The 11,953-nt window shown below is 63.7% G+C and carries 12 protein-coding genes and 1 tRNA gene; 8 read left to right on the top strand and 5 right to left on the bottom strand.

Annotation, left to right across the window (positions count from 1 at the left end):
• Positions 1-42: 42 nt before the first annotated feature.
• Both aguA and ACPZMI_RS13335 read left to right on the top strand, forming a co-directional pair.
• On the top strand, positions 43-1,149 hold the full coding sequence (gene aguA, locus ACPZMI_RS13340; RefSeq protein WP_186667449.1) for an agmatine deiminase: 1,107 nt from the start codon (positions 43-45) through the stop codon (positions 1,147-1,149).
• 185 nt (positions 1,150-1,334) lie between these two features.
• Positions 1,335-1,532, top strand: coding sequence for a hypothetical protein (locus tag ACPZMI_RS13335; RefSeq protein WP_186667450.1), 198 nt, complete (start codon positions 1,335-1,337; stop codon positions 1,530-1,532).
• Between the two features lie 54 nt (positions 1,533-1,586).
• On the opposite strand, the gene ppk2 is transcribed toward ACPZMI_RS13335, so the two are convergent.
• The 5 genes from ppk2 to ACPZMI_RS13310 form a co-directional block, all read right to left on the bottom strand.
• Positions 1,587-2,570, bottom strand: coding sequence for a polyphosphate kinase 2 (ppk2, locus tag ACPZMI_RS13330; RefSeq protein ID WP_238348364.1), 984 nt, complete (start codon positions 2,568-2,570; stop codon positions 1,587-1,589).
• A gap of 205 nt (positions 2,571-2,775) precedes the next feature.
• Positions 2,776-2,851 (bottom strand) — tRNA-Phe (locus ACPZMI_RS13325).
• A gap of 122 nt (positions 2,852-2,973) precedes the next feature.
• Entirely contained in the window at positions 2,974-3,246 is a 273-nt protein-coding gene (locus ACPZMI_RS13320) for an oxidative damage protection protein (protein ID WP_125930973.1), read from the bottom strand.
• Positions 3,243-4,310 (bottom strand): A/G-specific adenine glycosylase, encoded by a 1,068-nt coding sequence (gene mutY / locus ACPZMI_RS13315; RefSeq protein WP_186710232.1) that lies wholly within the window; start codon positions 4,308-4,310, stop codon positions 3,243-3,245. Before mutY ends, ACPZMI_RS13320 begins: the two co-directional genes overlap by 4 nt.
• Positions 4,307-6,556 (bottom strand): AsmA family protein, encoded by a 2,250-nt coding sequence (locus tag ACPZMI_RS13310; protein ID WP_426352395.1) that lies wholly within the window; start codon positions 6,554-6,556, stop codon positions 4,307-4,309. Before ACPZMI_RS13310 ends, mutY begins: the two co-directional genes overlap by 4 nt.
• A 408-nt stretch (positions 6,557-6,964) precedes the next feature.
• On the opposite strand from ACPZMI_RS13310, the gene ACPZMI_RS13305 reads away from it, so the two are divergent.
• From ACPZMI_RS13305 to hisF, 6 genes are all read left to right on the top strand, one after another.
• The gene (locus ACPZMI_RS13305) at positions 6,965-8,623 is read left to right on the top strand and encodes an OFA family MFS transporter (protein ID WP_186667453.1); all 1,659 of its coding nucleotides are present in this window, start codon (positions 6,965-6,967) and stop codon (positions 8,621-8,623) included.
• Positions 8,624-8,812: 189 nt separating this feature from the next.
• Entirely contained in the window at positions 8,813-9,406 is a 594-nt protein-coding gene (gene hisB / locus ACPZMI_RS13300; protein ID WP_054891708.1) for an imidazoleglycerol-phosphate dehydratase HisB, read from the top strand.
• Positions 9,406-10,044 carry an imidazole glycerol phosphate synthase subunit HisH gene (gene hisH / locus ACPZMI_RS13295; RefSeq protein WP_054891709.1) on the top strand — a complete coding sequence of 213 codons (639 nt, stop codon included), beginning with the start codon at positions 9,406-9,408 and terminating at the stop codon, positions 10,042-10,044. Before hisB ends, hisH begins: the two co-directional genes overlap by 1 nt.
• A complete protein-coding gene (locus tag ACPZMI_RS13290) occupies positions 10,045-10,305 on the top strand; it encodes a DUF2164 domain-containing protein (protein WP_186667454.1) in 261 nt (86 codons plus the stop codon). It begins immediately after the preceding gene.
• A 28-nt stretch (positions 10,306-10,333) separates the two neighbouring features.
• The gene (gene hisA / locus ACPZMI_RS13285) at positions 10,334-11,071 is read left to right on the top strand and encodes a 1-(5-phosphoribosyl)-5-[(5-phosphoribosylamino)methylideneamino]imidazole-4-carboxamide isomerase (protein ID WP_023382794.1); all 738 of its coding nucleotides are present in this window, start codon (positions 10,334-10,336) and stop codon (positions 11,069-11,071) included.
• A 10-nt stretch (positions 11,072-11,081) separates the two neighbouring features.
• Complete coding sequence (gene hisF / locus ACPZMI_RS13280) at positions 11,082-11,852, top strand: imidazole glycerol phosphate synthase subunit HisF (protein ID WP_426352394.1); 771 nt, start codon at positions 11,082-11,084, stop codon at positions 11,850-11,852.
• The last annotated feature ends 101 nt before the right edge of the window (positions 11,853-11,953 follow it).

Raw genomic sequence — 11,953 nt, 5'->3', positions numbered from 1 at the left:
CCAACCCTGGCACCATTCTGCCGGGCCATCCAGAGGCTACTCATGAAGACCCTGAACTCGACTCCCCGCGCCGACGGTTTCCACATGCCTGCGGAGTGGGCTCCGCAAACCCAGGTATGGATGGTCTGGCCGGAGCGCCCGGACAACTGGCGCCTGGGCGGCAAGCCCGCGCAGGCGGCGCACGTCACCCTGGCCAAGGCCATTGCCCGCTTCGAGCCGGTCACCGTGGCGGTATCTGCGGGCCAGTATGAAAACGCCCGCCGCCAGCTCGACCTGCCCAATATCCGCGTGGTCGAGATCAGCAACGACGACGCCTGGGTCCGCGACACCGGCCCGACCTTCGTGATCAACGATCACGGCGAAGTGCGCGGCGTGGATTGGGGCTTCAATGCCTGGGGCGGTTTCGACGGCGGCCTGTACGCGCCCTGGAACCGTGACGAAGAACTGGCCGCCAAGGTCATGGAAATGGAACGCTGCCAGCGCTACCACACCGAAGGCTTCGTGCTCGAAGGCGGTTCGATCCACGTGGACGGCGAAGGCACCCTGATCACCACCGAAGAGTGCCTGCTCAATCGCAACCGCAACCCGCACCTCACGCGTGAGCAGATCGAGGAAGTGCTGCGCGAGCATCTGGCAGTGGAGACCATCGTCTGGCTGCCCGACGGCCTGTACAACGACGAAACCGACGGCCACGTCGACAATTTCTGCTGTTACGTCAGCCCGGGCGAAGTGTTACTGGCCTGGACCGATGATTCCAACGACCCCAACTATGCACGCTGCCACGCCGCCTACGAGGTGCTGAAAAACACCCGTGATGCCAAGGGACGCGAGTTCGTGGTGCACAAGATGCCCATTCCCGGGCCGCTGTTCGCCACCGAGGAAGAATGCGCCGGGGTCGACCAGGTCGCCGGCAGCCAGGAGCGTGACCCGTCGGTGCGCCTGGCCGGCTCTTACGTGAACTTCCTGATCGTCAACGGCGGCATCATCGCGCCGAGCTTCGACGACCCGGCAGATGCCCAGGCTAGAGCGATTCTGGCCAAGGTCTTCCCGGACCATGAAGTGGTGATGATCCCAGGTCGCGAGCTGCTGCTGGGCGGTGGCAACATCCACTGCCTCACCCAGCAGCAACCGGCACCGGTCAAGCGCTGATCGCCGAACACTGGAAGGGCCTGTCGAACGACAGGCCCTTTTTGTTTGCGCAAACGATTTTTCCACGCGCTGGCACAGCTCTTGTATTGCATTTCCCTGGGGTGTTTCGGGGCGGCGGTCCACGCTGTTCTGTAACAATCCCACAGTAATTTAGCCGCTCACGGCCCCGGGGAGTACGTGTCGAAATGAATGCAGCAAGTGAGTCGGCTTTGTCTCCAATGGCGATCAATCACGAATCGCTCAAGGTGCTGGCGCAATGGTTGAAGCACCATGGAAACATCCGGGTCAGGAAGACCGATACGCGCCGCCTTCTGGATGGTCGCTACCCTCAAGGCCTGCTTAGCGAAGCGGAGCTCGAGGCTCTGGTTGCTGTCTGGCGCTGAAGGCAAGGCATCGCACAACGAAAACGCCACCGTATCGACGGTGGCGTTTTTGTTTCAGCTGGCCAGCTCCGTGGCCTCCTCTTCCTCGAACCCGCGAGCGGCACGACCCACCAGCAGCGGGTCTGGCGCGTGGGCGACGCTGTGATCCTTGCCTGGGTAATCCAGCGAGTGCAGGAAGTGCCGGATGCAGTTGAGCCGGGCGCGCTTCTTGTCGTCGGACTTGATCACTGTCCAGGGTGCATCGGCGGTGTCGGTGTGGAAGAACATCGCCTCCTTGGCGGCGGTGTAGTCGTCCCACTTGTCCAGTGACTTGATGTCGATTGGCGACAGCTTCCAGTGCTTGAGTGGGTCGTCCCGCCGGGAGATGAAGCGGCGCAGCTGTTCTTCGCGATTCACCGAGAACCAGTACTTGAACAGCAGGATGCCGCTGTTGCACAGCATCCGCTCAAGATCAGGTGCCTGGCGCATGAACTCCAGGTACTGCAACGGTGAGCAGAAATCCATGACCCGCTCGACCCCGGCGCGGTTGTACCAGGAGCGGTCGAAGAACACCATTTCGCCCGCCGTAGGCAGGTGCTGGATGTAGCGCTGGAAGTACCACTGGCCCTTTTCCTGCTCGGACGGCTTTTCCAGCGCGACGATTCTCGCTCCCCGCGGGTTCAGGTGTTCCATGAAGCGCTTGATGGTGCCGCCCTTGCCCGCCGCATCGCGCCCCTCGAACAGCACCACGATGCGCTGGCCGGTATCTTTCGCCCAGCTCTGCACCTTCAGCAGCTCGATCTGCAGCGCGTGCTTGGCCTTTTCGTACTCCTGGCGGCGCATGCGTGTGCGATAGGGGTAGCTGGCTGGCAGGCGCGCGCTGGTGCTGTCTTCGTTGCTGCCTTTACGGGCGCTGGCGACTTCCAGGGCGGCAGGCTGCTGGCTGATCCGGGTGATGGATGCTTGCGGTTTGCGCTTGCGAGGGCGCGGTGTGCGCAGTGGCGTAGCCGGGGCAGCTTCGACGGGGTTGGCAAGGGGGAGGGGAGAATCGTCGCTCATGGAGGTCCTTTCGGGGATCGGGTGTCCATGGCGCAGTTTAGGGCGGTGCGGTTGGTGGCTTTTTGATGCTGGTCAATGATGGCCGGTTAGGCAAGACCACTCTTGATCAACAGAGGAGGGAGAAATCACAGGCAACAAAAAACCCGCACTAGGCGGGTTTCTTGTGTCGCTTCGGGTAACTTTGCAACCACCCGATGCTTAATGGTGGTGCCCAGAGACGGAGTCGAACCGCCGACACGAGGATTTTCAATCCTCTGCTCTACCGACTGAGCTATCTGGGCGACGGGGCGAATTAAAAAGGTTTTCAGACCTTGCGTCAACGACTTTTTGAAAATTTTTTAAATTAATTCCGTCGCTTACGCATGTTGGCTGTTTTTTGTACAGCCAACCGTCCTGATCGGGTTCACTCGCTGGGTGGAACGTAGCCTTCGGCCTGGGCGTATTCCTCGCCGGCGAAGAACTTGTCCATTTCCGCCTGTAGGAATTTGCGGTCTTCGCCGTTCATCATGTTCAGGCGTTTCTCGTTGATCAGCATGGTCTGGTGCTTCTGCCACTCATCCCAGGCCTTCTGCGAGATGTGCTCGTAGATGTCCTGGCCCTTGGCACCGGGGTAGGGCGGGCGTGGCAGGCCTGGCAGTTCTTCGTTGTACTTGCGGCACTTCACGGTGCGGGTCATCGGGGGTCTCCTGCAGTCAATTCGTCGGCCACGCGTGCGAGCAGCTTCTTGACCGGGGCTGCGAGGCCCAGGCGCGGCGGGGTGGCGAGGTTATACCAGAGCCAGTCGGGCTCGGCCACGTGCGAGCCGAGCGGGTCGACACGCACCAGCCACGGCTCGATCGCCAGCTGAAAGTGGCTGAAGGTGTGGGTCAGGCCTTGCAGCGCCTGGCTTTGGGTCATGCGCAGGCCGTGCTGGTAGGCGAGGTCGTCGAGCTGCGCCAGGCTGTCGAGCTCCGGCAGGCTCCACAGGCCACCCCACAGACCGCTGGAGGGGCGGCGGTAGAGCAGGATGGCGCCTTCGTTGTTGGTCAGCAGCGGCATCAGCGTCTTGCGCTGGGGCAGGGCCTTGCGCGGCTTGGGTTCTGGGTAGCGTTTCTCGTCGCCGAGCAGGTGCGCCTCGCAGCCCTGTTGCAGCGGGCAGATCAGACAACTGGGCTTGCTGCGGGTGCACAGCGTGGCGCCCAGGTCCATCATCGCCTGGGTGTAGTGGTTGACCCGGGTCATGGGGGTGAAGCGCTCGGCTGCGGCCCACAGCGCATTGGCCACCTTGGGCTCGCCGGGGTAACCGGCCTGGGCGGTGAAGCGCGCCAGGACGCGCTTGACGTTGCCGTCGAGGATCGGCGCGCGGATGCCCATGCTGATGCTGGCGATGGCGCCTGCGGTGGAGCGGCCGATACCGGGCAGCTCGGTCAGGGCCTCGACGCTGCGTGGGAACTCGCCGTCATGCTGGGCGACGACGATCTTCGCCGCCTTCTGCAGGTTGCGCGCGCGAGTGTAGTAGCCCAGGCCCGTCCACAGGTGCAGTACTTCGTCCTCCGGCGCTTCGGCCAGAGCCTGCACGGTGGGCAGGGCCTGCATGAAGCGGTCGAAGTAGTTGAGCACGGTACTGACCTGGGTCTGCTGCAACATGATTTCCGACACCCACACCCGGTAGGGAGTGATGCCCTGTTGCCAGGGCAGGTCGTGGCGGCCGTGCTGATCGAACCACGTCAGCACGGCGCTGGAGAACTGCTGGGGGCTCATCGTTTGAACAGCCCCTTGAGCGCATCTTTCAATTCTGGGCTCACCTTGTCGCCGAGTTTTTCATCGAGCTTTTCGTCGATCTTGTCTTTCAGGCGGTTGCCGGCAAGTTTTGCGGCAACCTTGCCCAGGCCGTCCTGGTCCAGGCGGCAGGCCTTGGCCCCCAGCTCGAGCGGGCCGCGGCAGCGCAGCGGCACTTCGACGCCGACATAGCGCTCATTGACCTGGCAGGCCGGGTCGGGCATGGCGCGCTGGTCGCCTTCGACCATCACGCCGACGCCGTAGTCCATGCCCAGCACGCGCAGGTCCAGATCGCCCTGTCCGTTCACGGTCAGGCCCGGGATGCGCACCTTGAGGTCGGGGTTGCTGGCCACGCCATTGCGCACCACCAGCGTGCCGCGCAGCTCCTGGAAGGGCGTGTCCTTGGCCCGTGGCTCGCCGCTGAGCTGCTTGCGGTTGAGGGTGGCGATGGCCTGGCACAGCTGCTGTTCGAGGTTGGCGTTGACCAGCACACCGTCGTTGATGGTGAAGCTGGCGTTGCCGTTGAGCGTGTCGATCAGGGCCTTCTGGCTGTTGCCGGTGGCGGTCAGGTCGCTGGACAGCGTCAGCAGGCCTTTGACCGGCGGCGCCTGATCGGGGCTTTCACGCTTGATGAAGTGCTCGACCGGCACCCGGTTGATGCGGGTGTTCACCCCCAGTTGCGGCACGGCAGGGCGCACATCGACCGTACCCTTGGCCTCGAAGGTGCCGTTGTACAGGCCGCCGCGCAGGGTCTCCAGGGTGACCAGGCCGCCTTGGCCGTTGGCCTTGAGCTGTGCATCGGTGATCGGCAGCTTGTCGAGGGTCAGGGTGCCGAACGACAGGTCGGCCTGCAGGTCGAGGGCGCGCAGGCGATCGACCGGCAGCAGCTTGTCGGTGCTCCAGGCTACTTGAGTGGGGGCGCTGGGCAGTGGCGAGGTACCGGCACCTGCGATCGCACTGGCCTCCTGCTGCTTGACCTCGGCCTGGCGTGCGGCCTTGGCACCCTTGGCTTCTTCGCTCTTGGCCGGCAGGTAGCGATCGGCGTTGAGCGTGTCGCCCTTGAGCTGGAGGCGCAAGGCTTGCTTGGCGAAGTCTTCGACGGCGACGCGGCCGGTGAAGGTGCTCTGGTCGAGTTTCACCGCCAGGTCTTCCATGGCGATGGAGTTCTGGGTGCCTTGCAGGCGGCCGACCAATTCCAGCTTGGCGAAGGCGGTCGGGTCGGCGGTTGCCGGCAGCGGATGGCCGATGCCGTCGAGGAAGGTGCGCAGGTCGAACTGGGCGATGGACAGCCCGCCGCTGAGTTGTGGTGCCTTGTCCAGGTCGCGCAGGCTCAGCTCGCCGAGGGCGCGCAGCTGGTTGGCCGAGACCTTCAGGCCGCTCCAGGACGCGACGTTGGCGCCCAGGTCGACCAGCACCTGGCCTTGGGCGGCGAAGGTCACGGTCTTGCCAGCGGTCGGCTCGCCCGAGGTTTCGCCAGACAGGCGCATGTCTTCGAGGCTGTAGCGCTTGAGCTTGCGGTCGAAGCGCAGATCGCCGACCAGTTCGGTACGGGCCTTGATGTTCGGCTCACTGGCGCTGAGGAAGGCGCTGGCCTTGATCGGGGTGTTGACCCCGTCGTGGATGGGGCCGCTGCTCAACTGGATGCTTTCGGCGCCATAGCTTTTGCCGCTCTGCTCGTCGGTGAACTGCACCCGAGCGTTGTTGACGGTCAGGCTGTCGATGTCCAGTTTCACCGTGCGTTCGTTGCTGGCTTGCGCTTGGGTCGCTGTCGGGGTGCCATCGGCAGCCGGGGGCGGCGCATCAGGGCTGGCGTTCGGGTCGGGGAGCGGCTTGCCGATATCCTCCCAGTTGCCATGACCGTGTTCGTCGCGCAGAAGCGTAAGGTTCAAGCCCTCGATGCGCACATCGCTCATCTGCACCTCGCGGCGCAGCAGCGGCAGAGCGCGCACCGACAGGCCGAGCATCTGCAGGTCGGCGAACGGCTGCTTGGGGTTGTTCAGCGTGGCGATGCTCGCCTCGTGCAGTTCCAGGCCCAGCCATGGGAACAGGCTCCAACCGATGTCACCGTTGAGGGTGAGCTCGACGTGGGCCTTGTTGCGGGCCAGCTGGCGGATTTCGTCTTTGTAGTCGTTGGGATCGAAGAGGTGGGTCAGGGCGAAGCCCAGCGCCACGATGATCAGCAACAACCCGAGAAGTCCCAGCCCCAGGAATTTGCCGAACGCTTTCATGGGCGAGTCCTTGTAGTCCGATAGGTGAATTCAAGCGGCAGAGTATAGCGCCGTGACCATCGCTTCTGAGTATCGCTTCGACAGTTATGGTCAGGGCAGTTCCACGCTTGGGTCTCTTTGGCCTCATTCGCGGGCAAGCCCGCTCCCACGGAAGCCCGCGAAAAGGTCACTGCCGATCGCAAACGGTTGCGCATCCGACCTGTACCGGTTCAGTTTTATGAAAAATAACGATGTCAGATTGATCTCACCGTCATCTTATGCTGGTAACCTTGCGCAGCTTCCGGAGTGACCGCGACCTATTGTCGCGGGGCGACGACGCCGAAAACGGTGCCAATTTCGCCTTGTGTGCCGCGAAAAAGCCAAGGATCCGGTCCGAAAGCGCAGTCTACCTATAAAAGGATCGAATCCATGAATAGCAGCATTACGGCAGGAGCAGCGGCGAGCGCGCCGGGCTTCCTGTCCAAGGAGCGCATCATCGCCCGGCCGGGGTTCAATCGCTGGTTGGTTCCACCGGCCGCCCTGGCCATTCACCTGTGCATCGGCATGGCCTATGGCTTCTCGGTGTTCTGGCTGCCCCTGTCCCAGGCCATCGGCATCACCGCACCGGTCGCTTGCTCGCCTGACATGGGCTTCATCGCCCGCCTGTTCAGCGCCGACTGCGACTGGCAGATCTCGATGCTCAGCTGGATCTACACCCTGTTCTTCGTCTTCCTCGGCTGTTCGGCCGCCGTGCTGGGTGGCTGGCTGGAACACGCCGGCCCGCGCAAGGCCGGCCTGGTATCGGCGCTGTGCTGGTGCGGTGGCCTGCTGATCTCGGCAATCGGGGTGAAGACCCATCAGCTGTGGCTGATGTGGCTGGGTTCGGGTGTGATCGGCGGCATCGGCCTGGGGCTGGGCTATATCTCGCCGGTCTCCACGCTGATCAAGTGGTTCCCGGACAAGCGCGGCATGGCCACTGGCATGGCGATCATGGGCTTCGGCGGCGGCGCCATGGTCGGTGCACCGCTGGCCACTGCGCTGATGGGGCACTTCGCCAACGGCCAGGAAGTCGGCGTATGGCAGAGCTTCGTCGCCATGGCGGCCATCTACTTCGTGTTCATGACCGCTGGCGCCCTGGCTTACCGCGTGCCGCCGACCGGCTGGAAGCCTGAAGGCTGGACGCCGCCGGCGAAGAAGGCCAACGCCATGGTCACCGACCGCCACGTGCACGTCAGCGTAGCCTGGAAGACCCCGCAGTTTGCGCTGGTCTGGCTGGTCCTGTGCCTGAACGTCTCGGCCGGTATCGGCATCCTCGGCATGGCCTCGCCGCTGCTGCAGGAAGTGTTCGGCGGCAAGCTGCTGGGCAACGACCTGAGCTTCAGCGAGCTGAACGCCGCGCAACTGGCGCAGATCGCTGCCATCGCTGCCGGCTTCACCGGCCTGCTCAGCCTGTTCAACATCGGCGGGCGTTTCTTCTGGGCATCGTTCTCCGACTATATCGGGCGCAAGAACACCTACTTCGCCTTCTTCGCCATCGGTGTGGGCCTCTACACCCTGGTGCCGAACATGGGCCATATCGGCAACGTGGCGCTGTTCGTGGCGGCGTTCTGTATCATCCTGTCGATGTACGGCGGCGGTTTCGCCACCGTTCCAGCCTACCTGGCCGACCTGTTCGGCACGCAGATGGTCGGCGCCATCCACGGTCGCCTGCTGACCGCCTGGGCTGCGGCCGGCGTGCTGGGCCCGGTGTTGATCACCTACCTGCGCGAATCGCAGCTGGCGGCAGGTGTGCCGCGCGCGGCAGCCTACGACATGACCCTGTACATCCTCGCCGGCCTGCTGGTGCTGGGCTTCATCTGCAACCTGCTGGTGCGCCCGGTGGCCGACAAGTACTTCATGACCGACGCCGAGCTCGCTGCCGAGCGCGCGCTGAGCCACGACAAGGGCGCCGATGGCGCGCAGGCGCTGGAGTGGCATGCCGCTCCGGGCAGCCTGCCGCTGGTGCTGCTGGCCTGGGCCGTGGTGGTGATTCCGCTGGCCTGGGGCGTGTGGATCACTCTGCAGAAGACGGCAGTGCTGTTCCACTGATGCACTGATTTGCCGGGCCTGAAAGGGCCCTTTCGCGGGCAAGCTCGCTCCCACAAGGGCAAAAGGACCCTGTGGGAGCGAGCTTGCCCGCGAATGCTTTGTGCTGCCACACGTCATCCGCGTTTCAAGCCGGCGCATTCTGGGCCTATAATGGAGCCCTTTTCGCCCAATGATTTTGCGGAGCTGGTGATGGTCGAACGTAAGGCTTCCGTCGAGCGCAATACCCTGGAAACCCAGGTCAAGGCCTCGATCAACCTGGATGGCACCGGCAAGGCCCGATTCGATATCGGTGTGCCTTTCCTTGAACACATGCTCGACCAGATCGCCCGGCACGGGCTGATCGATCTGGACATCGAATGCAAGGGCGACCTGCATATCGACGATCACCATACCGTCGAAGACGTCGGTATCACCCTCGGCCAGGCCTTCGCCAAGGCCATCGGCGACAAGAAGGGTATCTTCCGCTACGGCCACGCCTACGTGCCGCTGGACGAAGCGCTGTCGCGCGTGGTCATCGACTTCTCCGGCCGTCCCGGCCTGCAGATGCATGTGCCGTTCACCCGCGCCTCGGTGGGCGGTTTCGACGTCGATCTGTTCCAGGAGTTCTTCCAGGGCTTCGTCAACCACGCCCTGGTGACCCTGCACATCGACACGATTCGCGGTCACAACACCCATCACCAGATCGAAACCGTGTTCAAGGCCTTCGGCCGCGCCCTGCGCATGGCCGTGACGCTCGATGAGCGCATGGCCGGCCAGATGCCGTCGACCAAGGGATGCCTGTGATGCAGACTGTCGCCGTCATCGACTATGGCATGGGCAACCTGCACTCGGTGGCCAAGGCCCTCGAGCATGTGGGCGCTGGCAAGGTGCTGGTCACCAGCGACGCTGCGGTGATCCGCGAAGCCGATCGCGTGGTGTTTCCAGGCGTCGGCGCTATCCGCGACTGCATGGCCGAGATCCGTCGCCTGGGCTTCGACAGCCTGGTGCGTGAAGTCAGCCAGGACCGCCCCTTCCTCGGCATCTGCGTCGGCATGCAGGCGCTGCTCGAGCACAGCGAGGAGAACGAAGGCGTCGACTGCATCGGCCTGTTCCCCGGCCAGGTGCGCTTCTTCGGCAAAGGCCTGGAGGAAGACGGCGAGCACCTGAAGGTGCCGCACATGGGCTGGAACGAAGTCAGCCAGTGCATCGACCACCCGCTGTGGCACGACATCCCGGACCGCGCGCGTTTCTATTTCGTGCACAGCTACTACATCAATGCCGGCAAGCCGGGCCAGGTGGTCGGTCGCGGCCACTATGGCGTCGACTTCGCCGCTGCGCTGGCCGACGGCTCGCGCTTCGCCGTGCAGTTCCACCCGGAAAAGAGCCACACGCACGGCCTGCAGCTGCTGCAGAACTTCGTCGCCTGGGACGGGCGCTGGTAAATGAGCAGGTCGAAGACCAAGGCCCCGGTCATCACCCTGGCCCCCGAGCAGGAGCGCGAGGCGCTCGATGTGCTCAAGCGCTTCCTTGAAGAGCGCTTCGAGCTGACGCTCGGTTCGTTCGAGGTGGCCGAGGTCCTCGAGTTGTTCAGCAAGGAAATTGCACCCCATTACTACAACAGGGCGATTGCCGATGTTCAACTGCACCTCAAGGAGCGGTTCGAGAGCATCGAAAGCGACCTGTGGGCGCTCGAGAAGCCCTGAACTCCACCGATTAGAACAGGTTTCCAAGATGCTGATTATCCCCGCTATCGATCTGAAGGACGGTGCCTGCGTGCGCCTGCGCCAGGGCCGCATGGAAGACTCGACGGTATTCTCCGACGACCCGGTGAGCATGGCTGCCAAGTGGGTGGAGGGTGGCTGCCGCCGCCTGCACCTGGTCGACCTCAATGGCGCCTTCGAGGGCCAGCCGGTCAACGGCGAAGTGGTCACCGCCATCGCCAAGCGCTACCCGAACCTGCCGATCCAGATCGGCGGCGGCATCCGTTCGCTGGAAACCATCGAGCACTATGTCAAGGCTGGTGTCAGCTACGTGATCATCGGCACCAAGGCGGTCAAGCAGCCTGAGTTCGTCGCCGAGGCCTGCAAGGCGTTCCCGGGCAAGGTCATCGTCGGCCTGGACGCGAAGGACGGCTTCGTCGCCACCGACGGCTGGGCCGAAGTGAGCTCGGTACAGGTCATCGACCTGGCCAAGCGTTTCGAGGCCGATGGCGTCTCGGCGATCGTCTACACCGATATCGCCAAGGACGGCATGATGCAGGGCTGCAACGTGCCCTTCACCAAGGCCCTGGCCGAAGCCACCTCGATCCCGGTGATCGCCTCGGGAGGCATTCACAACCTGGGTGACATCAAGGCCCTGCTGGACGCCAAGGCCCCGGGCATCATCGGCGCCATTACCGGGCGTGCCATCTACGAAGGCACCCTCGATGTCGCCGAGGCCCAGGCCTTCTGCGACAACTACCAAGGCTGAGGACTGAACCATGGCACTGGCCAAGCGCATCATCCCTTGCCTGGACGTGGACAACGGCCGGGTGGTCAAGGGCGTCAAGTTCGAGAACATCCGTGATGCGGGTGATCCGGTGGAAATCGCCCGTCGCTACAACGAGCAGGGCGCCGACGAGATCACCTTCCTGGACATCACCGCCAGTGTCGATGGCCGTGATACCACCCTGCATACCGTCGAGCGCATGGCCAGCCAGGTGTTCATCCCGCTGACCGTCGGGGGTGGCGTGCGTACCGTGCAGGATATCCGCAACCTGCTCAACGCTGGTGCCGACAAGGTTTCGATCAACACCGCTGCGGTGTTCAACCCTGAGTTCGTTGGCGAAGCTGCCGACCGTTTCGGTTCGCAGTGCATTGTCGTGGCCATCGACGCCAAGAAGGTTTCTGGCCCAGGCGAAACGCCGCGCTGGGAAATCTTCACCCATGGCGGGCGCAAGCCTACCGGCCTGGATGCGGTGGAGTGGGCGAAGAAGATGGAAGATTTGGGCGCCGGCGAGATCCTGCTGACCAGCATGGACCAGGACGGTATGAAGAATGGCTTCGACCTGGGCGTGACCCGTGCCATCAGCGACGCGCTGGGGATTCCGGTGATTGCCTCCGGTGGCGTGGGCAACCTGCAGCACCTGGCCGACGGGATTCTGGAAGGGCATGCCAGTGCGGTACTGGCGGCGAGCATCTTCCACTTCGGCGAGTACACGGTGCCAGAGGCGAAGGCCTACATGGCGTCGCGCGGGATCGTCGTACGCTGAATCAGTGATTGGGGCTGCTTTGCAGCCTTAGCGGGGGAAAAAACTCCCCCAAAAGGTGGGAAACATATGGGAGGGGGAGTGGCCGCCAAAGGAAAAAAAAA

The organism is Pseudomonas wayambapalatensis, assembly GCF_049942315.1.
In the GTDB taxonomy this organism is placed as follows: domain Bacteria; phylum Pseudomonadota; class Gammaproteobacteria; order Pseudomonadales; family Pseudomonadaceae; genus Aquipseudomonas; species Aquipseudomonas wayambapalatensis.
The sequence above is the reverse complement of the archived record's forward strand: the minus strand, read 5'-3'. Positions and strand labels throughout refer to the sequence as shown.

Bases quoted from the DNA above. Each gene is read 5' to 3' on its own strand.
- aguA (WP_186667449.1), top strand. From the start codon at position 43: ATGAAGACCCTGAACTCGACTCCCCGCGCCGACGGTTTCCACATGCCT.
- ACPZMI_RS13335 (WP_186667450.1), top strand. From the start codon at position 1,335: ATGAATGCAGCAAGTGAGTCGGCTTTGTCTCCAATGGCGATCAATCAC.
- ppk2 (WP_238348364.1), bottom strand. From the start codon at position 2,570: ATGAGCGACGATTCTCCCCTCCCCCTTGCCAACCCCGTCGAAGCTGCC.
- ACPZMI_RS13320 (WP_125930973.1), bottom strand. From the start codon at position 3,246: ATGACCCGCACCGTGAAGTGCCGCAAGTACAACGAAGAACTGCCAGGC.
- mutY (WP_186710232.1), bottom strand. From the start codon at position 4,310: ATGAGCCCCCAGCAGTTCTCCAGCGCCGTGCTGACGTGGTTCGATCAG.
- ACPZMI_RS13310 (WP_426352395.1), bottom strand. From the start codon at position 6,556: ATGAAAGCGTTCGGCAAATTCCTGGGGCTGGGACTTCTCGGGTTGTTG.
- ACPZMI_RS13305 (WP_186667453.1), top strand. From the start codon at position 6,965: ATGAATAGCAGCATTACGGCAGGAGCAGCGGCGAGCGCGCCGGGCTTC.
- hisB (WP_054891708.1), top strand. From the start codon at position 8,813: ATGGTCGAACGTAAGGCTTCCGTCGAGCGCAATACCCTGGAAACCCAG.
- hisH (WP_054891709.1), top strand. From the start codon at position 9,406: ATGCAGACTGTCGCCGTCATCGACTATGGCATGGGCAACCTGCACTCG.
- ACPZMI_RS13290 (WP_186667454.1), top strand. From the start codon at position 10,045: ATGAGCAGGTCGAAGACCAAGGCCCCGGTCATCACCCTGGCCCCCGAG.
- hisA (WP_023382794.1), top strand. From the start codon at position 10,334: ATGCTGATTATCCCCGCTATCGATCTGAAGGACGGTGCCTGCGTGCGC.
- hisF (WP_426352394.1), top strand. From the start codon at position 11,082: ATGGCACTGGCCAAGCGCATCATCCCTTGCCTGGACGTGGACAACGGC.